Genomic DNA, 21,619 nt, shown 5'->3' on the forward strand with positions numbered 1-21,619 from the left:
GCGAACGAAGCAGAACGGCTCTGGAGGAATCCTCATGAAGCGCAACATCGTCATCGCCACCCTCACCGCCGCCGCGCTGGCCACCGGCGGCACCGTCGCGGCCTTCGCCGCGGGCGACGACGAGGCGACGGCGACGCAGCGCCAGACCAACACGAGCGCCCAGGCGGCCGCGGACCGTGACGACGCGGACGACGCCGCTGACGACCGGGACGACAACGCCACCGAGGACCGTACGGCGGTCCCGGGCGCAGACGTCACCGCCGCCGAGGCGATCGCGGCCGCCCTGAAGCACACACCGGGCACCGCCGTCTCGGCCGACCTGGACGACGACGGCGCCGACGCCGACGCGTGGAAGGTGAGCGTCGTCAAGGGCGACGGCACCGAGTACGACGTACGGATCGCCCCCGACTCCGGCAAGGTCCTCGGCGCCCAGCGTGACACCGACGACGACCACGACGGCGACGACCGTGCCGAGCTCGCCGCGGTGCAGGGCGCGAAGACGGACGCCCGTGAGGCCGCGCTGGCCGCCGCGCACAAGGGCACGGTGACCGAGGTCGGTATCGACGACGACCACGGCACCGTGGCCTGGTCGGCGGAGACCGTGAAGGGCACCGGCCACGGCGAGTGGAACATCGCCCTCGACACGGGCAAGGTCACCCAGGACCGCGACGACGACGGCGACGCCTGACCCAGCCGTCACGCGACAGGCGTGGCCTCCCGACCCGTACCGCCGCGAAGGGCGCCCCTCCCCCGGGCGCCCTTCGTCATGACCAGCACCGCCGACACGGCGACCGTCCCGCCCGTCAGCGCGAAACACACGGCCACCGGCAGCTGCCCCGCCAGGGCTCCCGCCACGGCTGTTCCGCCCGTACTCCCGGCGTTGACGGCCGTGTTGACCCATGCTCCGGCCTGTGTGCGGGACTCGGGGGCGACCGCCGCGTCGGCGATGAGATACGCGGTGGTCAGCGCCGGCGACACGAAGAACCCGGCGCCCGCCATGACCAGGGCGAGGGTGCCGAGGCCCGGTGCGAGCGCGGCGCCGACGAGCGCGAGGCCCAGGCAGGCCGTCAGCAGCGCCAGCCGGGTCCGGGCGGGCCTTCGCCAGTTCACCGCGCCGTTGAGCATCCCGCCGACCGCGCTTCCGGCCGACAGCGCGGCGAGCACCCAGGCCACGCTCGCGCCGCCGTGATGATGCCGCTCGGCGAACACGACGACGAGCAGGTCGAGCACACCGAGCGCGAGGCCCACGGCCGCGGCGGCCACGACGGGACGGCCGACCCGGCGCAGTACGCACCGGCCGCCGCTGTCCCGTCGTCCAGAAGCACCCGCGGGCCGCACGGCCCGTACCGCCGGCGACCGTACGAAGCCGGCCGTCCCCGCCACCATCAGGGCGGCGCCGACGACGATCCCCACGGCCGGCGCGGCGGCCCCGCCGAGGACGCCCACCAGCAGCGGGCCCGAGACGAAGAGCAGTTCCTCGGCCACTCCGTCGAGGCTGTACGCCCGCTGGAGCAGCGCCCTGTCGTCCTGGGCGAGCCGTGCCCACACGGCCCGCATGGTCGGTCCGAGCGGCGGGACGCAGGCTCCGGCGAGGGCGGTGAGGGTGCCGAGAAGGACGGGAGGTGCGCCGGGGCGCCAGACGGCCGCGGTGAGCAGGGCGAGCAGCAGGACGTAGGCCGAGAGCAGGGGGACGAGCGCCCGCGGCGGCCCGAAGCGGTCGATCAGGGCGGCCCGCGCGGGCGCGAGGAAGACGACGGTGGCACCGAAGAGCGCCATCACGGCACCGGCCACCGCGTACGAGCCCGAGGCGCGGGTCACGGCGAGCATCACGGACAGCGGGACGACGCCGTACGACAGCCTGCCGAGCAGGGCGGTGGCGAAGGTACGGCGGGCATGCGGAATGCGCAGCACCCGCGCATAGGAGGCAGACATGGGTGAGTTCCTCGAAGGAGGCGTGGAAGGGGACACCGAGGTGCCACGGGAGCGGTGTGCTCGAACCGTGGCCCGGTGCGGCCCTACGCCAAGGAGAGGAACATGGCGGTCAACGTATCAAGGGCTCAGCCCCGGGTCAGGCCCTCCACCAGTTCGTCCGCCGCCCGGTAGGGGTCCAGTTCGCCGGCGACGATCCTCTCCGCGAGGGCGTCCAGGCGCCGGTCGCCGCGCAGGTCGTCGATGCGTTCGCGCAGGGCGGTGACGGCGATCGTCTCGACCTCGTGGGCGGCGCGGGCGCGACGGCGCTCGGCGAGGGCGCCGCGCTCCTCCATCCAGGCGCGATGCTTCTCCAGGGCCTCCACGACCTCGTCGATGCCCTCGGCGCGCGCGGCGACCGTCTTGACGATCGGCGGGCGCCAGTCGCCGGGTCCCCGGGACTCGCCCAGGCCCAGCATGTGGTTGAGCTCGCGGGCGGTCGCGTCGGCGCCGTCGCGGTCGGCCTTGTTGACGACGTACACGTCGCCGATCTCCAGGATTCCGGCCTTGGCGGCCTGGATGCCGTCGCCCATGCCGGGCGCCAGCAGGACGACGCTGGTGTCGGCCTGGGAGGCGATCTCCACCTCGGACTGGCCGACGCCGACCGTCTCGACCAGGACCACGTCGCAGCCGGCCGCGTCGAGGACCCGGATGGCCTGCGGGGCGGCCCAGGCGAGACCGCCGAGGTGGCCGCGGGTCGCCATGGAGCGGATGTAGACGCCGGGGTCGGAGGCGTGATCCGACATCCGGACCCGGTCGCCGAGCAGGGCGCCGCCGGAGAACGGCGAGGACGGGTCGACGGCCAGGACGCCGACCCGGCGGCCCTGCTTGCGGTAGGCGGTCACGAGCGCCGAGGTGGACGTCGACTTGCCCACCCCGGGCGAGCCCGTCAGGCCCACCACGTACGCGTTGCCCGTGAGCGGGGCGAGCGCCGCCATGACCTCCCTGAGCTGCGGGGACGCCCCCTCCACCAGGGAGATCAGCCGGGCCACGGCCCGCGGCCGGCCCTCCCTGGCCTGGGCCACCAGGGTGGAGACGTCCTGCATCACAGCTCCGTTCACAGCGAGGTCCTGCACGGGAGAACTCAGGCCTTGGGTACCCGCACGACGAGCGCGTCACCCTGACCGCCGCCGCCGCACAGGGCCGCCGCGCCGACACCGCCGCCGCGTCGCTTGAGCTCCAGGGCGAGGTGCAGGACGAGCCGGGCGCCGGACATGCCGATGGGGTGGCCGAGGGCGATGGCGCCGCCGTTCACATTCACCTTTTCGGTGGACACGCCGAGGTCCTTCATCGACTGGACGGCGACCGCGGCGAAGGCCTCGTTGATCTCGATCAGGTCGAGGTCGGAGACCTCCAGGCCCTCCTTCTTGAGGGCGTGCAGGATCGCGTTGGACGGCTGGGACTGCAGGGAGTTGTCCGGGCCCGCCACATTGCCGTGGGCGCCGATCTCGGCGATCCACTCCAGGCCGAGCTCCTGCGCCTTGGTCTTGCTCATCACGACCACGGCCGCCGCACCGTCCGAGATCTGCGAGGCGGAGCCGGCGGTGATGGTGCCGTCCCTGGTGAACGCGGGGCGCAGCTTGCCCAGGGACTCGGCGGTGGTGTCACCGCGGATGCCCTCGTCCTTGCTGAAGACGACCGGCTCGCCCTTGCGCTGCGGGATCTCCACGGGGGTGATCTCGGCCTCGAAGACGCCGTTCTTCTGCGCGGCGGCGGCCCGCTGGTGGGACAGGGCGGAGAACTCGTCCTGCTCGGGGCGCCGGATGCCGAGGCGGGTGTTGTGCTTCTCCGTGGACTCGCCCATGGCGATGTTCTCGAAGGCGTCGGTCAGGCCGTCGTACGCCATGGCGTCGAGCATCTCGATCGCGCCGTACTTGAAGCCCTCGCGGGACTTCGGGAGCAGGTGGGGGGCGTTGGTCATGGACTCCTGGCCGCCCGCGACGATCACGTCGAACTCTCCGGCGCGGATCAGCTGGTCGGCCAGCGCGATCGCGTCGAGGCCCGACAGACACACCTTGTTGATGGTCAGCGCCGGGACGTTCATCGGGATGCCGGCCTTGACGGCGGCCTGGCGGGCCGGGATCTGGCCCGCGCCGGCCTGGAGCACCTGGCCCATGATGACGTACTGCACCTGGTCGCCGCCGATCCCCGCACGGTCGAGGGCGGCCTTGATCGCGAAGCCACCGAGGTCGGCTCCGGAGAAGGACTTCAGCGAGCCCAGCAACCGTCCCATGGGCGTACGGGCGCCCGCGACGATCACCGAGGTCGTGCTGTTCGATCCAGACATGAGCTGCGATCCCCTTACCGGCTGCACTGCCGAGGAGTGAACGAGGGTTTACTTCGAATGTACTGAGTGGCACTCCGTGCCGTCATCGCCCCGCCGGTGTGATCGCGCGCACGTTGCGTAACCGTTTCGCGAGCGCTGCACTGATTACATGCTGACGCGAATCGACCACATCGGGATCGCCTGTTTCGACCTCGACAAGACCGTCGAGTTCTACCGGGCCACGTACGGCTTCGAGGTGTTCCACTCCGAGGTCAACGAGGAGCAGGGCGTGCGCGAGGCCATGCTCAAGATCAACGAGACCTCCGACGGCGGCGCCTCCTACCTGCAGCTTCTGGAGCCGACCCGCCCCGACTCGACCGTCGCCAAGTGGCTGGACAAAAACGGCGAGGGTGTCCACCACATCGCTTTCGGTACGGCGGATGTCGACCAGGACGCCGCGGACATCAAGGACAGGGGCGTACGCGTCCTGTACGAGGAGCCGCGACGCGGCTCCATGGGGTCACGGATCACCTTCCTGCACCCGAAGGATTGTCATGGCGTACTGACAGAACTGGTCACTTCGGCGCCTGTTGAGTCACCTGAGCACTGACCCTCGTACATATGGGCCGGTAGGGTTGGGGGCGGTCGCCCCCGGAAGGGTGGTGGCCCGGTCCTGGCGTCAGAGGTGGCGCCTGCCGTGCAACGTCTGGCACGCACGCTCGCCGCGTTGCCGAAAGGCCCTAGTAGCTCCGCTGCGAGGACCTTCCGGCGCCTTGCGATCGCACGCACCGTACGCCGCACGGCCCGCCCTTCGGGCGGACGACGCCACCTCTGCGCCAGGACCACCGGGGTCCGGGTTTCGGGGGACGAGCGACGGGCAGCAGCCCATGCTCCGTCGTTGATCTGACACCATTCCCCGGGGGCCCCGTTCGGCGGATGGACGGGGCTCGTTCGGAGAGACTTGCGACCAGGGGACGGATGGGACCGCGCAGTGCGGGGCTACGAACGCCAGGAGCGAGAGCCGGCGGCTGACGTCGACCACCTCTCTCGGTTCGAGGCCGAGATGGATCGGCTGAAGACCGAGCGGGAAAAGGCGATCCAGCACGCCGAGGACCTCGGCTACCAGGTCGAGGTGCTGCGCGCCAAGTTGCACGAGGCGCGGCGCACCCTCATGTCCCGGCCCGAATTCGGCGGCGGTGACATCGGCTACCAGGCCGAGCAGTTGCTGCGGAACGCGCAGATCCAGGCCGACCAGTTGCGTCAGGACGCCGAGCGCGAACTGAGCCAGGTCCGCGCCCAGACCCAGCGCATCCTCCAGGAGCACGCCGAGCAGGCCGCGCGTCTGCAGGCGGAGCTGCACCAGGAGGCCGTCACCCGCCGCCAGCAGCTCGACCAGGAGCTGGCGGAGCGCCGGCAGACCGTCGAGTCGCACGTCAACGAGAACGTGGCGTGGGCCGAGCAGCTGCGTGCCCGCAGCGAGTCGCAGGCCCGACGGCTCCTGGAGGAGTCCCGCGCCGAGGCCGAGCAGGCCATGGCGGCCGCGCGTGCCGAGGCCGAGCGGGTCACCACCGAGGCCCGGCAGCGGCTCACCGCCGACGCCGAGGCGGCCCGCGCGGAGGCCGAGCAGCTGCTGCGCCGCGCCCGCGCGGACGCCGAGCGGCTTCTGGAGAGCGCCTCCACCCAGGCGCAGGAGGCCACCGACCACGCCGAGCAGCTGCGCACCTCCACCGCGACCGAGTCGGACAGCGCCCGCCGCCAGGCCACCGAGCTGAGCCGGGCCGCCGAGCAGCGGATGGCGGAGGCCGAGGAGGCGCTGCGCAAGGCGCAGGCCGAGGCCGAGAAGGTGCTCACCGAGGCCAAGTCCGCCGCCGAGAAGACGCTCGCGAGCGCGGAGTCGGCCAACGAACAGCGCACCCGTACGGCCAAGGAGCAGGTCGCCCGGCTGGTCACCGAGGCCAGCGAGGAGGCCGAGGCCACCAAGGCCAGCGCGGAGCAGATCGTCGCCGACGCCCGCGCCGAGGCCGAGAAGATCGTCACCGAGGCCGCCGAGAAGGCCCGCACGCTCACCGCCGAGGAGAGCGCGACCCAGCTGTCCAAGGCGGCCAAGACCGCCGAGGACGTCCTCAACAAGGCGCAGGAGGATGCGCAGCGGACCACCAAGGCCGCCGCGGAGGAGGCCGAGCGGATCCGTCGTGAGGCGGAGACCGAGGCGGACCGGCTGCGCGCCGAGGCGCACGACATCGCCGAGCAGCTCAAGGGCTCCGCGAAGGACGACACCAAGGAGTACCGGGCCAAGACGGTCGAGCTCCAGGAGGAGGCCCGCCGGCTGCGCGGCGAGGCCGAGCAGCTGCGCGCAGACGCGGTCGCCGAGGGCGAGAAGATCCGTGCGGAGGCCCGCAAGGAGGCCGTCCAGCAGATCGAGGAGGCGGCCAAGACCGCCGAGGAGCTGCTCTCCAAGGCCAAGGCGGACGCCGACGAGCTGCGCCAGAGCGCGACCACGGACAGCGAGAAGGTCCGCACCGAGGCCATCGAGCGCGCCACGACGCTGCGCCGGCAGGCCGAGGAAACCCTGGAGCGCACCCGCAACGAGGCCGAGCGGCAGCGCGCCGAGGCCGTCGAACTGTCCGAGGAGATCACGGCCGCCGCCGAGCGTGCCGCCGGTGAACTGCGCGAGGAGACCGAGCGGGCCATAGAGGCACGCCGTGCCGAGGCCGCCGAGGAACTGACCCGGCTGCACACCGAGGCCGAGGAGCGTCTGGCCACCGCCGAGCAGGCCCTGACCGAGGCCCGTGAGGAGGCCGCGCGGATCCGCCGCGAGGCCGGCGAGGAGACCGAGCGGCTGCGCTCCGAGGCCGCCGAGCGGATCCGCACCCTCCAGCAGCAGGCCGAGGCGGAGGCCGACCGGCTGCGCTCCGAGGCCGCGTCCGACGCGTCCGCCTCCCGCGCCGAGGGCGAGGCCGTCGCCGTACGGCTGCGTTCCGAGGCCGCCGCCGAGGCGGAGCGACTGAAGACCGAGGCCCAGGACACCGCGGACCGGGTCCGGGCGGAGGCGCAGACCGCCGCCGAGCGGATCGCCACCGAGGCGTCCGAGACGCTGGCCGCCGCCCAGGAGGAGGCCAACCGGCGCCGCCGCGAGGCCGAGGAGTACCTCGGCTCGGCCCGCCAGGAGGCCGACCAGGAGCGTGAGCGGGCCCGCGAGCAGAGCGAGGAACTGCTGGCCTCGGCCCGTAACCGGGTCGAGGAGGCGCAGGCCGAGGCCGTACGGCTGGTCGAGGAGGCCGACCGGCGCGCCGGCGAGATGGTGTCGGCCGCCGAGCAGCACGCCCAGCAGGTGCGGGACTCGGTCGCCGGGCTGCACGAGCAGGCGCAGGAGGAGATCACCGGGCTGCGCAGCGCCGCCGAGCACGTGGCGGAGCGCACCCGGCGCGAGGCCCAGGAGGAGGCCGACCGGGTCCGCTCGGACGCCTACTCCGAGCGGGAGCGGGCCAGCGAGGACGCGGCCCGTATCCGGCGCGAGGCCGCCGAGGAGACGGACGCCGCCAAGTCCCTCGCCGAGCGCACCGTCTCGGAGGCGATCGCGGAGGCGGAGCGGCTGCGTTCGGAGGCGTCCGAGCACGCCCAGCGGGCCCGTACCGAGGCCTCGGACGCCATCGCCCAGGCCGACCAGGACGCCTCCCGCACCCGGGCGGAGGCCCGCGAGGACGCCAACCGCATCCGCTCGGACGCGGCGCGGCAGGCCGACACCCTCATCACCGAGGCGCGCAGCGAGGCCGAGCGGCTCACCGAGGAGACCATCACCGACACCGACCGGCTGCGCACGGAGACGGTCGCCGAGGCGGAGCGCGTACGGGCCGAATCGGTCGCCCAGGCCGAGCAGTTGATCGGCGAGGCCAGCGGCGACGCGGAGCGGCTGCGGGCCGAGGCCGCCGACACCGTCGGGCAGGCGCAGCGGCACGCGGAGCGGATCCGCAGCGAGGCCGAGCGGGTCAGGGCGGACGCGGCGGCCGCGGCCGAGGAACTGGTCAACTCCGCGCGCTCGGAGGCCGACCGCACCCTCGACGAGGCCCGCAAGGAAGCCAACAAGCGGCGTTCCGAGGCGGCCGAGCAGGTCGACACGCTCATCACGGAGACCGCCGCGGAGGCGGACAAGCTGCTCACCGAGGCGCAGCAGCAGGCGCTCAAGACGACCGCGGACGCGGAGGCGCAGGCCGACACCATGGTGGGCGCGGCCCGCAAGGAGGCCGACCGGCTGGTGTCCGAGGCCACGGTCGAGGGCAACGCCCGTGTGGAGAAGGCCCGTACGGACGCGGACGAGCTGCTCGTCGGTGCCCGCCGGGACGCCACCGCCATAAGGGAGCGCGCGGAGGAGCTGCGCGACCGGATCACGGGCGAGATCGAGGCGCTGCACGAGCGGGCCCGCCGTGAGGCCGCGGAGACCATGAAGTCGACCGGCGACCGCTGCGACGCGCTCATCAAGGCCTCGGAGGAGCAGCTCGCCAAGGCGCAGGCGAAGGCCAAGGAGCTGGTCTCGGAGGCCAATTCGGAGGCCGGCAAGGTGCGTATCGCCGCGGTCAAGAAGGCCGAGGGGCTCCTCAAGGAGGCCGAGCAGAAGAAGGCCACCCTGGTCCGGGAGGCCGAGGAGCTCAAGGCCGAGGCGATCCGCGAGGCGAAGCGCACGGTCGAGGAGGGCAAGCGCGAGCTGGAGGTCCTCGTCCGCCGCCGCGAGGACATCAACACCGAGATCTCCCGTGTCCAGGACGTCCTGGAGGCGTTGGAATCCTTCGAGGCCCCCTCGGGGGCCAAGGACGGCGGCGTCAAGGCGGGCGCCACGGTCGGCGCCCCTCGTTCGGGTAAGCCGTCGGACAGCTGACCGACTGGTCGGAATCCGGTGCCGTCTGGGGCCTTTGACCAAGTTTTTGGCAAGCCGTCCGAGGGTTAGCCACTCAAAAGGGGTGTCATTCTCCAGATCAAACACGTATCCGCTCGATGACACACCGCTTCGGCCCCTAGGATTCCCCCTATCACCTCACCGGTCTCATTTGACAGGAACCCCATGAGCGACACTTCCCCCTACGGCTTCGAGCTTGTGCGGCGTGGGTACGACCGCGCTCAGGTGGACGAACGGATCTCCAAGCTCGTCTCCGACCGTGACAGCGCTCTCTCCCGCATCACCGCCCTGGAAAAGCGCATCGAGGAGCTCCACCTCGAGACGCAGAACGCCCAGGCTCAGGTAAGCGACGCCGAGCCGTCGTACGCCGGCCTCGGCGCGCGTGTCGAGAAGATCCTCCGCCTCGCCGAGGAGGAGGCCAAGGACCTGCGCGAGGAGGCCCGTCGCGCGGCCGAGCAGCACCGCGAACTCGCCGAGTCGGCGGCCCAGCAGGTCCGCAACGACGCAGAATCGTTCGCTGCGGAGCGCAAGTCCAAGGCCGAGGACGAGGGCGTCCGGATCGTCGAGAAGGCCAAGAGCGACTCCTCTCAGCTCCGGCAGGAGGCGCAGAAGGACGCGCAGCAGAAGCGTGAGGAGGCGGACGCCCTCTTCGAGGAGACCCGCGCCAAGGCCGCGCAGGCCGCCGCCGACTTCGAGACGAACCTCGCCAAGCGCCGGGAGCAGTCCGAGCGCGACCTGGCCTCGCGTCAGCAGAAGGCCGAGAAGCGTCTCGCGGAGATCGAGCACCGCGCGGAGCAGCTGCGCCTGGAGGCCGAGAAGCTGCGCACCGACGCCGAGCGCCGCGCCCGCCAGACGGTGGAGACCGCGCAGCGCCAGGCCGAGGACATCGTGGCCGACGCCAACGCCAAGGCCGACCGCATCCGTTCGGAATCCGAGCGCGAGCTCGCGGCCCTGACGAACCGTCGCGACTCGATCAACGCCCAGCTGACGAACGTCCGCGAGATGCTCGCCACGCTCACGGGCGCCGCGGTGGCCGCCGCCGGCTCCCCGGCCGACGACGAGCCGATCTCCCGTGGGGTTCCGGCCCAGCAGTCCCGGTAACACCGCCTGACGGCACCAAGGGCCCGCACCTTCTCCCCCGACAGGTGCGGGCCTTCGGCGTGTCCGGGGCCGGCGGGGTCCGGGGACGGGGCTGTGCCTTCCCGCGCTGGGCGGCTTGCACATTTTTGCCTTTCTCGTCGGTATCCGTTTGCCCGCACGATTGGCATCTGCCGGACCCCACCCCTAGCGTGGTCCGCATGATCGAGCTAGCGGGGCTGACGAAGCGGTACGGCGAGAAGGTGGCGGTCAACAACCTGACCTTCACCGTCAGACCGGGCATCGTCACGGGCTTCCTCGGTCCCAACGGCGCCGGCAAGTCGACCACCATGCGCATGATGCTGGGCCTGGACCGGCCCACCGCCGGGGACGTCCGCATCGACGGCAAGCACTACGACCAGCTCAAGGACCCGCTCACGTACATCGGCGCCCTGCTGGACGCCAAGGCCATGCACGGCGGGCGCAGCGCCTTCAACCACCTGCTGTGCCTCGCGCAGAGCAACGGCATCCCGCGCAAGCGGGTGGACGAGGTCCTCGACACGGTCGGCCTGACGGCGGTCGCGAGGAAGAAGGCCAAGGGCTTCTCGCTCGGGATGGGCCAGCGGCTCGGCATCGCGGGCGCGTTGCTCGGCGATCCGCGGATCCTGATGTTCGACGAGCCGGTCAACGGGCTCGACCCCGAGGGCATCCACTGGATCCGCAACCTGATGAAGTCCCTTGCCGCGCAGGGCCGTACGGTCTTCGTCTCCTCCCATCTCATGAGCGAGATGGCGCTGACCGCCGACCACCTCGTCGTCATCGGCCAGGGCCGGCTGCTCGCCGACACCTCCATGGCCGACTTCATCGCGCAGAACTCGCGGTCCTACGTCCGTATCCGCACCCCGCAGCGCGAGCGGCTGCTCGATGTGCTGCACACGGCCGGGGTCACCGTCGTGGAGACCGGCAACGGCACGCTGGAGGTCGACGGCAGCAAGTCCGAGTACATCGGTGAGCTGGCCGCCCAGCACCAGATCGTGCTGCACGAGCTGAGCCCCCAACAGGCCTCCCTGGAGGAGGCGTTCATGCAGCTGACCGCGGAGTCGGTCGAGTACCACGCCCACAGCGACACACCCGTCGACGCACCGCTGCCGCCCCAGCAGCAGTGGGGCGCCGACTGGAAGGGGAACTGACCATGGCGGCGACCCAGGTCATCCGCTCCGAGTGGACCAAGATCCGGTCGGTGGCCTCCACGGTGTGGACGCTCTCCCTCGCCGTGGTCGTCACCATCGGGCTCGGCATCCTGATCTCGGCCCTGTCGAAGAACGAGTTCGACAACATGAGCCGCGAGGACAAGCTCTCCTTCGACCCGACCTTCATCAGCTTCGCCGGGATGAGCCTCGGGCAGCTCGCGATGATCGTGTTCGGGGTGCTCGTCGTCTCGAACGAGTACAGCACCGGCATGATCCGCACCTCGCTGGCCGCGGTGCCGCAGCGCGCCACCTTCCTGGTCAGCAAGATCGCGGTCGCCACCGGGCTCTCGCTGGCCGTGGGTCTCGTCACCAGCTTCGTCACCTTCTTCCTCGGGCAGGCGATGCTCGGCTCGCACGGGGCGGAGATCGGTGACACGGGGGTGCTGCGCGCGGTCATCGGCGGCGGCCTCTACATGACCCTCATCGCGATGTTCTCGATGGGCGTCGCCGCGATGCTGCGCTCACCGATGCTGTCGCTGGGCATCCTGATGCCGTTCTTCTTCCTGATCTCCAACATCCTGGGCAATGTCTCGGCGACGAAGAAGATCGGCCGGTTCCTGCCCGACCAGGCCGGCAGCAGGATCATGCAGGTGGTCACCCCGATCGACGACGACACTCCCTACGGCCCCTGGGGCGGGCTCGGGATCATGGCGCTGTGGGTGGCGGCGGCGCTGATCGGCGGCTATGTCCTGTTGAAGAAGCGGGACGCGTGACGTGGGAAGCCTTTGCTTTCATTTGAGCGGAACCGTCAGCGCCCGGATAAGCTCCTAACCCTTACGGGGGGCGTGCGCCCCGCTGTCCTGAACCTTGCGATGGGTGCGGAGCATGATCGAGGCAGTCGGCCTGACCAAGCGCTACGGCGACAAGACCGCTGTGTACAACCTTTCCTTCCAGGTGCGTCCCGGTACCGTCACCGGCTTCCTGGGCCCCAACGGCTCGGGCAAGTCGACGACCATGCGGATGATCCTCGGGCTGGACAACCCCACGTCGGGGCAGGTGACGATCGGCGGCTACCCGTATCGCAGGCTGCCCAACGCGGCCCGGCAGGTCGGTGCGCTGATCGACGCCAAGGCCGTGCACGGCGGGCGGGCGGCCCGTAACCACCTGCTGTGCCTGGCCCAGCTGTCCGGGATCCCGGCCCGCCGGGTGGACGAGGTGCTGGGCGTGGTCGGTCTCCAGGACGTGGCCAGGAAGCGTTCCAAGGGGTTCTCGCTCGGCATGGGCCAGCGGCTCGGGATCGCGGCCGCGCTGCTCGGCGATCCGCAGGTGCTGCTCTTCGACGAGCCGGTCAACGGGCTCGACCCCGAGGGCATCCTGTGGGTGCGCAACCTGATGAAGGCGCTGGCGGCGGAGGGCCGTACGGTCTTCGTCTCCTCCCACCTGATGAGCGAGATGGCGCTGACCGCGGACCATCTCATCGTCATCGGGCGCGGGCAGCTGCTCGCCGACATGAGCATCCAGGACTTCATCGCCGCGAACTCCGCGGGCTTCGCGCGCGTGCGCACGCCCGACACCGAGCCCCAGCTGCGCGAGAAGCTGTCGGCCGCGATCACCGAGGCGGGCGGGCACGTCCTGCCGGAGCAGGACGGCGCGCTGCGGGTGACCGGGCTGCCCCTCCCCCGCATCAGCGACATCGCGCACGACACGGACGTACGCCTGTGGGAGCTGTCGCCGCACCAGGCCTCGCTGGAGGAGGCCTACATGCGGATGACGCAGGGCGCGGTGGACTACCGCTCGACCACCGACCAGAAGGCGGGGCTGATGCAGCCCCTCCCGCCGGGCGCGCAGCCCCCCATGCCGGTCCCGGGCCAGGGCCAGCCGGGCTGGTACGCCCCGCCGCCGCCCCAGCCGGGCGGGCAGCCCTTCGCGGGCGCGCAGCCGTCCCCGTACGGCGGCCCCGGCGCGGCCGCGCCCAATCCGTACGCCCAGGCGAGCCCCGCGGCCCCCCAGGGCGCCCCCCAGCCCCTGGCGCAGGCTCCCGCGCCCGCGCCGCTGCAGGCGCCGCCCGTGGCCGCCCCCGCACCGACCGCCGCCCCCGCCCCGCAGGCATCCACCCCGACCGAGCCCGAGGACGCCCGATGAGCACCCCGCAGCCTTCGATGCCGCAGGCCCAGGCCGCCGTGCCGAACTGGCAGACGGGGGGTGGGCCGTCGTACGCCGGCTACACCTCGCCGATCCCCGTCGTGCGCACGCATCTGGGGCACGCCGTCGCGTCGGAGTGGACGAAGATCCGGTCGGTGCGCTCGACGATCTGGACGCTGGGCGTGTTCGTGCTGCTCATGATCGGCATCGGGCTGGGGGCCGCCGCGCTGGTCGCGGCCAACGCCTCGCAGGAGAGCCTGAACAACGAGAACCCGCTGTCGTTCGGCTTCTTCGGCCTGCTGCTCGGCAGCATGTGCGTCATCACGCTCGGCGTGCTGACCACGGCCTCGGAGTACGGCACCGGAATGATCCGGACGACGATGGTCGCCTGCCCCTCCCGCGGCCGGGTCCTCGCGGCGAAGGCGCTGGTGTTCTTCACCGTCGCCTTCGTGACCACGCTCGCCTCGGTCCTCGTCGTCGCCCTCGCGGACGTGGCCCTGCTGGACGGCGCCCGCACCCCGACCGGTCAGGAGTGGCTGAAGGGCACCGTCGGCGTCTCGCTCTACATCGCGCTGCTCGGCCTGCTCTCGCTGATCGTCGGCTCGATCATCCGGCACTCGGCGGGCGCGATCACCATCATGATCGGTGTCGTGCTGGCCCCGCTGGTCATCGCGCTGTTCATGTTCTCGCAGTCCCTGGAGGACCTGCGCCAGGCGCTGTTCGAGTACTCCATCCCGAACCAGCTCAGCGTCTTCTACTCCAACTCCCTCACCGAGACCGGCCCTTCGGGCTGGGACCCGCTGTGGATCATCCTGGGTGTGACGGCCGTCGCGTTCGCCGGCGCCTACGCGCTGCTGGAGAAGCGGGACGTGTAGATCCTCTAGAACCTCGGCGCGTTACGGGACCGCTGCACCCGCGTGGTGCGGCGGTCCCGCGCGTTCCAGCAGGCCTTGTGCCAGTGTCTGCGCTCGTCGACGCCCGAGTGGTCCGGCCAGGCCACCACGTGCGGGACGCCGTCCGGGATCATCTGGTCGCAGCCCGGGCAGCGGTAGGTCTTGCCCTGCGCGCTCGCCCCCGCCACATGCCGGACGTTCCAGTCCTCGCCCTGCCAGTGCGTCGACGCCTGGAAGCCGCCGTAGCGGCCGGACCGGTCGTCCTCGGCACTCCGGCCGGACGGGTCCGACGAACCGGAACCCTTGGGTCGGTTGCGACGCGGGGACACAGGACACCTCACGGGGCTATACAGGAAGCAGGGACCGTGTCCAGCCTACGCGGGACGCGGCGGGGTACGCGTAGGGCACCAAACCCCACAAGTCCCCCTCCGGGGCGACCCATTCTGCAGACAATCGGCAAATCTCTCCACCAGGCCGTGTCCTCGGCACGTGTCAGGCGGTTATGCCGTGTGGGGGAGCTCCGTGTCGGAGCCAAGGAAGCAGGAAAAGCACATGCACGTTGGAACTTTCGTGTTGGCGGCCCAGTTCCCGGGGCAGGGCCAGGGGGAGGCGCTGCACCGCGCGGTCCGCTCGGCCGAGGTCGCGGAGGAGGCCGGACTCGACGCGGTCTGGCTGGCAGAACACCACTTCGTGCCGTACGGCACCTGTCCGTCGGCGATCACCCTGGCGGCCCTGCTGCTGGGCCGGACCCGCCGTATCCGCGTCGGCACCGCCGTGAGCGTGCTGCCCACGGTGCACCCGGTGGCCCTCGGGGAGCAGGCCGCGCTGCTGCACATGACGAGCGGCGGGCGCTTCTCGCTGGGCGTGGGGCGCGGCGGTCCGTGGGTCGACCTGGAGGTGTTCGGGTCGGGTCTTCAGGCGTACGAGAAGGGCTTCCCGGAATCACTCGATCTGCTGGTGCGCTGGCTGCGCGAGCCGTCCGTCGGGGCGGACGGCGAGCGCTTCCGCTTCCGCGAGGTGCCGGTCGTCCCGCGGCCCTCGGAGTCGCTCACGGAAGCGGACGGCCCCGAGGTCGTCGTCGCCTGCACCTCCCCGGCGAGCGTCCGGCTGGCCGCCGAGCGCGGGCTGCCGATGCTGCTCGGGATGCATGTCGGGGACGAGGAGAAGGCGGAGATGGTCGCCCTGTGGCGCAGGCAGGCGCGCGCCGCCGGACACACGCCGGAGAAGGTCCTGGGCGCGCCTCATGTCTCGGCCGGTGTCTGCCAGCTCGCGGACCGGCGCACGGACGCGGTGGAGGCCCTGGTGAAGGCGATGCCCGGCTGGCTCAGGCAGGGCCTGGGCGCCCATGTCACGGTCGACGGCCGCGCCCGGCAGATGCGCGATCCGGTGGCCTACACCGAACTGCTCTGCGGACTGCACCCGGTGGGCACCCCGCGGCTCGCCGCCGACCGCCTCGCGGCGACCAGCGAACGGACGGGTGTGTCCCGGTTCGCCCTGCTCGTCGAGGGCTCGGGAGATCTGGCGGCCACCGAGGAGAACGTACGGCGGCTGGGTGCGGAAGTACTGCCGCATCTGACCTGAAACGGAACAACCCTGTCCGGCGGGAGCTTGCCGCCCCGGTACTGATGCACCTCCCGCGTACGGAGCGGCAAGCGAGCGGCGCCGCGTCAGCAGTCCCGGAACTCCGGAGACTGGTTCAGCAGCTGACTGCGCACCGAGGTGAAGCGGACGAGCGTCTCGTCGACGGAGGAGTCCAACGGGAACACCGCCACCCGGTGGCAGTTCTGGAAGGCCAGCCGCACACCGAAGTGCCGCTGAAGCGCGCCGCGTATCGCGTCACTCGCAAGCGCACGCAGCAGCTGACCGCGTGCCTGCTCGTCCGGCGGGGGCGTCTGGTTGTCGGCGAAGTTGCCGCCGTCGACCTTCAGCTGGGCCACCAGGGAGCTGATCATCTCCCATGCGTAGGGCAGGGAGGTCCGGACGCAGTCGACGAATTCGGCTTCGTCGACCTCGCCTCGCTCGGCCTTCTCGAGTAGGGCCGGTGAGACGTCGAGCGACATGGGTTCTCCTCTCGCACCCCTGATTTCTCAGGGGTTGCCGGACAGATGAGGGAGTCCGCGCTGCCGGACACGCTCAGTGCACGCCTCGCGACCTCCCGTTTACTACGGTAGGCAACGGACGGTGACGGCACCAGGAGAATGCGAACAAAGGGCGCTCCCAACAGACCCACAATCGGCCACAAGTGAACAGGGTTTCTCCACAGCCTTACGGGCCGAATCGCGTGGACATGCGCCCGTCGAGTAGCGTTGCCGACCATGCGTCTCGTCATTGCCCGGTGTTCCGTCGACTACGCGGGCCGGCTCACCGCCCACCTGCCCTCGGCCCCCCGTCTGATCCTGGTGAAGGCCGACGGCAGCGTCTCCATCCACGCCGACGACCGGGCCTACAAGCCCCTGAACTGGATGTCGCCGCCCTGCACGTTGAAGGAGGGGACCGGCGACGAGGAAGGCGTCTGGACCGTCATCAACAAGGCGGGCGAGAAGCTCATCATCACGATGGAGGAGGTTCTCCACGACTCCTCGCACGAACTGGGCGTCGACCCCGGCCTGATCAAGGACGGCGTGGAAGCACACCTTCAGGAACTGCTCGCCGACCGCATCGAAACGCTCGGGGACGGCTACACCCTGATCCGCCGCGAGTACATGACGGCCATCGGCCCGGTCGACATCCTGTGCCGGGACGCCGAAGGACAGACCGTCGCGGTGGAGATCAAGCGGCGCGGTGAGATCGACGGCGTCGAGCAACTCACCCGCTACCTCGACCTGTTGAACCGCGACCCGCATCTCGCCCCGGTCCGCGGCATCTTCGCCGCCCAGGAGATCAAGCCCCAGGCCCGCGTCCTCGCCACCGACCGCGGCATCGGCTGCCACGTCATGGACTACGACGCGCTGCGGGGCATCGAGGACGACAAGCTGCGGCTGTTCTGACAGCGCGGTTTCCGCTACGACGACGAGGGCCGGGTCCGTGTGACGGACCCGGCCCTCCTGTGTCGCGTGCTGCCCCTAGATGACCGGCCCGCTCGGTGAGCTCACGGTGCTGCTCTGCGGGGCGGCGGCCGAACTGCTGGTCTCCACCGGGGTGGTGGAGGCGGGGCCGCTGGCCGAGGTGGAGTTGCTCGGGGTGGTGTCGGTCGGGGTGGGCGAGGCGCTGCCCGACGGGGAGCCCGACCCGGACGGCGTCGAGGACGGGGTACCGGAACCCGTCGGCGTGGACGGTGTCGACGGCTTCGACGTCGAGGGCTTCGGGGACGTCGGCTTAGGGGAACTCGGCGTGCTCCCCGGCCCCTTCGTCCCGCTCGGATCGTCCGAAGGCTCCGCCGCACCCGTGGGTGTCGGATCGTCCGACGTCCCGTACGTACCGTCGGGCCCCGGGTCGGTCGGACGGGACGTGGCCGTGCCCGTGTCGCCCTTGCCGTCGTCGTTCTTCGGGACGTCCGCGCCGAGGTTGCCGTCGTCGATGCCGACGCTGGCCGACGGGTTGACGCCGACCTGGTCGGACGGGGCGTTCGGGTCGTTGTCGGAGGTGGCGCCCAGGGTCACGACCGTGCCGAGCACCGCGACCAGCAGCGCGCCCGCGCCGGCGGCGACGAGGTTGCGCTTGGCGAGGCCCTTGAGTCCGCCCCGGGCCTTGCGCGAGGGCGCGGGCGTGCCGGGCGAGCGGTGGACGACGATCGTCTGCGAGTCGGCCGGCGGCTGGAGCGGCGGGAAGGCCGCGGGGACTCCCCCGGGCGGTGAGGCGGACTCGTCGTACCGGGCGTCGGGAAGTTCCTCGCCCGCCGTCGCGCCGAGTCCGGCCAGGCCGGGCGCGGGCGTGGTCCCGTCCCGGTCGGAGACCAGGGCGAGGGCGCGGCGGCCCGCGACCGTGCCGCGCTTGTCGGCGAGGGCGCCGCGCAGGCCGACGGAGGCCTCCAGTTCGGCGCGGGCCCGGTCGAGCTGTCCGCCGCAGAGCGCGAGGATGCCGAGCTCGTGGTGGAAGTAGGCCTGTTCGGACACCTCACCGGCCAGCCGGGAGGCCTCGGCACCGGCCCGCAGGCAGCGCTCCCAGGCGCCCCAGTGACCGCCGGCCGCGAACGCGGGCGCCGCCGTACGGGCCAGCTGCACGGTCGCGGCCTCCTCGCCCTCGTCGGGCGCGGTGGTGACGGGGACCAGGACGGCGAGGGCGGCCAGCAGGGCGTCGGCCTCCGCGCACACCCGCTCGGGGGTGACCGAGGGGTGTCCGGCCCACCAGCCGTAGTGCTGGGCGGCGGTGCGGGCGCTGCTCTCGGTGTCGTCGCCGTATCCGGCGGCCTCCAGCTGGGTGAGGACACCGGCGGCGAGCCGGTAGCGGGAGCCGACCGGGGAGACCAGGCCGCAGTTCGCGAGCTCACCGAGGGCGGCGTCCGCGTGGGTGTCGCCGATCAGCGCGGGCAGGTGCGCCTGGTGGGGCACCTCGCCGCCGAGCGCGACGGCGAACCGCAGGGTGGCACGCGCGGACTCGCTCAGCCGGGAGGCGAGCAGCGGGGCGGGGGCGGCGGCCTCGCCGAGTGCGGGCAGGGGTATCTCCTCGCCCTCGTCGGAGGCGAAGAGCGCGTCGACCGGGGTCGCGTCCGTGAACACGCCGAACTCGTCGACGGCACTGGTCCCGGCCCGCAGCCGGTCGCGCTGCCTGAGCAGGGCGCCGGCCTGGACGAAGCGCAGGGGCAGGCCCTCGGACTCGAACCAGAGGTCGCCCGCCCAGTTCGACTCCTCCTCCGTCAGCACGCGGCCGACGGAGCGCTCCAGGAGTTCCACACCGTCGGCGCGCTCCAGGCCGCTGAGGAAGACGTCCTCGACGGCGGAGTCGGCCGAGGGCGCGGGCACGTCGGGCGTCGCGCCGATCACGAAGGCGCACTCGGGGGTGGCGTCGAGCAGTTCGTCGAGGGCCGCGCCGCCGAACTCGATGTCGTCGAGGACGACGACCGCGCCGATGTCCCGGACGCAGGAGAGCAGCTCGTCCCGGTCGGGGCGGTGCAGGGGCGCGTCGAAGACGGCGTAGAAGAGGTCGTACAGCAGCTCGCTCGCCGTGCGGTGGAAGCCGGTGAGACGGACCACGCCGTCGGGGGCGAGGTCCGAGCAGTCCTCGGCGACGACGTCGAGGAGGCTGGTGCGGCCGGAGCCGGCGGGGCCGGTCAGGCGTACCGAGCGGCCGCGGGCGAGCAGGCGCACCAGTCGCTCGCGTTCGTCCTGGCGGGCCAGGAGCGGCAGCGCGGTGCGGGTCGGTCCCGGCGGGACGGGCGGGCGGGCCGCGCGGTCCACCTCGGCGCGTGCGGCGGCACCGAACTTCTCGGGGCGGCCGGGCCGCTCGCCGGGCGGGCAGGCCTCTATCTCGCTGCCGTCGACGGGGTTGACGGTGAGCAGGAAGTCACCCACGACGAGCTGCACGGTGCGGGCTAGCGCGGGTGTGTGCTGGCCGAAGTCGGATGTCAGGGAGTCCCTGGGAGGCCGCTGACGCGGCGAGCCGCCGTCGTCGTCATGGCCGTACTCCTCGGGTCCCCGGTTGTTCGGGTCCATAGGTTCAAGCCCCCCAAAAGCGTCTCGTGTGCCGTCAGTGGCCCCTCCCGGCCTGCAGCACACCGCGCTGTCGCTTCTGGTCCGGGCCCGCTGGAAGGGATGCAGACAGCGGGCGACCGAACCCTAAACCTTCGCACAGTATCTACGACAGCCCGGGGTACCGCGCCGTCCGAGACGTCACAGTCTCGTGAGGATTGCGCGGGACCCGCGTTTCGCCACGTCAGGCCGGTCAGACGCGGGGCAGTGACTCCACGCCGATGCCGCCCTCGATCGCCAGGATCCGGTGCAGCCGGGTGGCGACCAGGAGGCGTTGCATCTGCGGCGGTACATCGCGCAGCACCAGCCGGCGGCCGCAGCGGCCGGCCCTGCGGTGGGCCCCCATGATCACCCCGAGACCGGTGGCGTCCCAGGAATCCAGCTCGGACAGGTCGAGCACCAGATCGCCGACTCCGTCGTCGACGGCCGAGTGCAGGACCGTACGGGCGTCCGCCGCGCTGCGGACGTCGAGGCGGCCCCCGACGACCAGCTCGGCGTGGTCGCCCCTGATGTACATATGCGCTCCCCGTGAGTGCGTGTAGTACTCCACGATCTGATGTCCAGTGATGACACCTCTGACTGCGCTGAGCGGTCAGAGGTTGCCGTCTGTAAGCGAACCGATACCGAATTCACCCCTGGGTGTGAAACCCGAGGGGTTTGTGCGGTTACGGGGACGGAAAAAGCCGTCAGTGCTTGTAGAAGCCCTGCCCGCTCTTGCGTCCGATGTCACCGGCGTCCACCATCCGGCGCATCAGCTCCGGCGGGGCGAACTTCTCGTCCTGGGACTCGGTGTAGATGTTGCTGGTGGCGTGCAGCAGGATGTCGACGCCGGTCAGGTCCGCCGTGGCGAGCGGGCCCATGGCGTGGCCGAAGCCCAGCTTGCAGGCGAGGTCGATGTCCTCGGCGGTCGCGACGCCCGACTCGTAGAGCTTGGTCGCCTCGACGACGAGGGCGGAGATGAGACGGGTGGTCACGAACCCCGCCACGTCCCGGTTCACGACGATGCAGGTCTTGCCGACAGACTCGGCGAACTCCCGCGCGGTCGCGAGGGTTTCGTCGCTCGTCTTGTAGCCGCGGACCAGCTCGACGAGCTGCATCATCGGCACCGGCGAGAAGAAGTGCACGCCGACGACCCGTTCCGGGCGCTCGGTGGCCGCCGCGATCTTGGTGATCGGGATCGCGGAGGTGTTGGACGCGAGCACGGTGTCCGGGCGCACGATCTTGTCGAGCGCACGGAAGATCTCGTGCTTGACTTCCAGCTTCTCGAAGACGGCCTCGACGACGATGTCGGCGTCGGCGGCCGCGTCCAGGTCGGTGGTCGCGGTGATCCGGGCGAGGGCCGCGTCGGCGTCGTGCGCCTCCAGCTTCCCCTTGCTCACGAACTTGTCGTACGAAGCCTTGATGCCGTCGGTGCCGCGCTTCAGCGCTTCGTCGGTGACGTCCCTCAGCACCACGTCCCAGCCCGCCTGGGCGGAGACCTGAGCGATGCCGGAACCCATCAAGCCGGCGCCGATGACGGCAAGCTTCCGTGCCACTGTTGCGACTCCCCTTTGAAACGCCTTACGCCCTGT

General features: G+C 71.6%; 18 protein-coding genes. 10 read left to right on the forward strand and 8 right to left on the reverse strand.

Annotated features, from left to right (window positions below; translation table 11 throughout):
- The first annotated feature begins 34 nt into the window (after positions 1-34).
- Positions 35-688, forward strand: a complete 654-nt coding sequence (locus AQI94_RS07560; protein ID WP_031051508.1) for a PepSY domain-containing protein — start codon at positions 35-37, stop codon at positions 686-688.
- Between the two features lie 8 nt (positions 689-696).
- Here AQI94_RS07560 and AQI94_RS07565 read toward each other — a convergent pair whose 3' ends face one another.
- The 3 genes from AQI94_RS07565 to AQI94_RS07575 form a co-directional block, all read right to left on the reverse strand.
- The gene (locus tag AQI94_RS07565; protein WP_062229647.1) at positions 697-1,932 is read right to left on the reverse strand and encodes an MFS transporter; all 1,236 of its coding nucleotides are present in this window, start codon (positions 1,930-1,932) and stop codon (positions 697-699) included.
- Positions 1,933-2,057: 125 nt separating this feature from the next.
- The gene (gene meaB / locus AQI94_RS07570; RefSeq protein ID WP_031052539.1) at positions 2,058-3,014 is read right to left on the reverse strand and encodes a methylmalonyl Co-A mutase-associated GTPase MeaB; all 957 of its coding nucleotides are present in this window, start codon (positions 3,012-3,014) and stop codon (positions 2,058-2,060) included.
- Between the two features lie 38 nt (positions 3,015-3,052).
- On the reverse strand, positions 3,053-4,255 hold the full coding sequence (locus AQI94_RS07575; RefSeq protein WP_031052542.1) for an acetyl-CoA C-acetyltransferase: 1,203 nt from the start codon (positions 4,253-4,255) through the stop codon (positions 3,053-3,055).
- A gap of 148 nt (positions 4,256-4,403) precedes the next feature.
- Here AQI94_RS07575 and mce point away from each other — a divergent pair, with 148 nt between their 5' ends.
- The 7 genes from mce to AQI94_RS07610 all read left to right on the forward strand — a co-directional run bounded on the left by mce (position 4,404) and on the right by AQI94_RS07610 (position 14,406).
- Positions 4,404-4,844 carry a methylmalonyl-CoA epimerase gene (gene mce / locus AQI94_RS07580; protein WP_031052545.1) on the forward strand — a complete coding sequence of 147 codons (441 nt, stop codon included), beginning with the start codon at positions 4,404-4,406 and terminating at the stop codon, positions 4,842-4,844.
- A gap of 381 nt (positions 4,845-5,225) precedes the next feature.
- On the forward strand, positions 5,226-9,104 hold the full coding sequence (gene scy, locus AQI94_RS07585; protein WP_062229648.1) for a polarized growth protein Scy: 3,879 nt from the start codon (positions 5,226-5,228) through the stop codon (positions 9,102-9,104).
- A 183-nt stretch (positions 9,105-9,287) separates the two neighbouring features.
- Positions 9,288-10,223 (forward strand): coiled-coil domain-containing protein, encoded by a 936-nt coding sequence (locus AQI94_RS07590; RefSeq protein WP_031050978.1) that lies wholly within the window; start codon positions 9,288-9,290, stop codon positions 10,221-10,223.
- A 197-nt stretch (positions 10,224-10,420) separates the two neighbouring features.
- Positions 10,421-11,389: an ABC transporter ATP-binding protein gene (locus AQI94_RS07595; protein WP_031050975.1), complete on the forward strand. Its 969-nt coding sequence runs from the start codon at positions 10,421-10,423 to the stop codon at positions 11,387-11,389.
- Positions 11,390-11,391: 2 nt separating this feature from the next.
- Positions 11,392-12,162 (forward strand): ABC transporter permease, encoded by a 771-nt coding sequence (locus AQI94_RS07600; protein ID WP_031050972.1) that lies wholly within the window; start codon positions 11,392-11,394, stop codon positions 12,160-12,162.
- A gap of 112 nt (positions 12,163-12,274) precedes the next feature.
- Entirely contained in the window at positions 12,275-13,531 is a 1,257-nt protein-coding gene (locus tag AQI94_RS07605) for an ABC transporter ATP-binding protein (RefSeq protein ID WP_062229649.1), read from the forward strand.
- On the forward strand, positions 13,528-14,406 hold the full coding sequence (locus AQI94_RS07610; RefSeq protein WP_031052408.1) for an ABC transporter permease subunit: 879 nt from the start codon (positions 13,528-13,530) through the stop codon (positions 14,404-14,406). Before AQI94_RS07605 ends, AQI94_RS07610 begins: the two co-directional genes overlap by 4 nt.
- A 5-nt stretch (positions 14,407-14,411) precedes the next feature.
- Here the strand turns inward: AQI94_RS07610 and AQI94_RS07615 are convergent, their stop codons facing one another.
- The gene (locus AQI94_RS07615) at positions 14,412-14,753 is read right to left on the reverse strand and encodes a hypothetical protein (protein ID WP_031052409.1); all 342 of its coding nucleotides are present in this window, start codon (positions 14,751-14,753) and stop codon (positions 14,412-14,414) included.
- Positions 14,754-14,976: 223 nt separating this feature from the next.
- Between AQI94_RS07615 and AQI94_RS07620 the strand changes: the two genes are divergently transcribed.
- The gene (locus tag AQI94_RS07620; RefSeq protein WP_031052410.1) at positions 14,977-16,005 is read left to right on the forward strand and encodes an LLM class flavin-dependent oxidoreductase; all 1,029 of its coding nucleotides are present in this window, start codon (positions 14,977-14,979) and stop codon (positions 16,003-16,005) included.
- Between the two features lie 86 nt (positions 16,006-16,091).
- Here AQI94_RS07620 and AQI94_RS07625 read toward each other — a convergent pair whose 3' ends face one another.
- Positions 16,092-16,484, reverse strand: coding sequence for an SCO5389 family protein (locus AQI94_RS07625; RefSeq protein WP_007384741.1), 393 nt, complete (start codon positions 16,482-16,484; stop codon positions 16,092-16,094).
- Positions 16,485-16,739: 255 nt separating this feature from the next.
- Between AQI94_RS07625 and nucS the strand changes: the two genes are divergently transcribed.
- The gene (gene nucS / locus AQI94_RS07630) at positions 16,740-17,411 is read left to right on the forward strand and encodes an endonuclease NucS (RefSeq protein WP_020122757.1); all 672 of its coding nucleotides are present in this window, start codon (positions 16,740-16,742) and stop codon (positions 17,409-17,411) included.
- 75 nt (positions 17,412-17,486) lie between these two features.
- On the opposite strand, the gene AQI94_RS07635 is transcribed toward nucS, so the two are convergent.
- The 3 genes from AQI94_RS07635 to AQI94_RS07645 all read right to left on the reverse strand — a co-directional run bounded on the left by AQI94_RS07635 (position 17,487) and on the right by AQI94_RS07645 (position 21,583).
- On the reverse strand, positions 17,487-20,012 hold the full coding sequence (locus AQI94_RS07635; protein WP_062229650.1) for a hypothetical protein: 2,526 nt from the start codon (positions 20,010-20,012) through the stop codon (positions 17,487-17,489).
- 229 nt (positions 20,013-20,241) lie between these two features.
- Positions 20,242-20,565: an STAS domain-containing protein gene (locus tag AQI94_RS07640; protein WP_031040714.1), complete on the reverse strand. Its 324-nt coding sequence runs from the start codon at positions 20,563-20,565 to the stop codon at positions 20,242-20,244.
- 169 nt (positions 20,566-20,734) lie between these two features.
- The gene (locus tag AQI94_RS07645; RefSeq protein ID WP_031040710.1) at positions 20,735-21,583 is read right to left on the reverse strand and encodes a 3-hydroxyacyl-CoA dehydrogenase family protein; all 849 of its coding nucleotides are present in this window, start codon (positions 21,581-21,583) and stop codon (positions 20,735-20,737) included.
- Between the last annotated feature and the right edge of the window lie 36 nt (positions 21,584-21,619).

The organism is Streptomyces pseudovenezuelae, assembly GCF_001513955.1.
Classification (GTDB): domain Bacteria; phylum Actinomycetota; class Actinomycetes; order Streptomycetales; family Streptomycetaceae; genus Streptomyces; species Streptomyces pseudovenezuelae.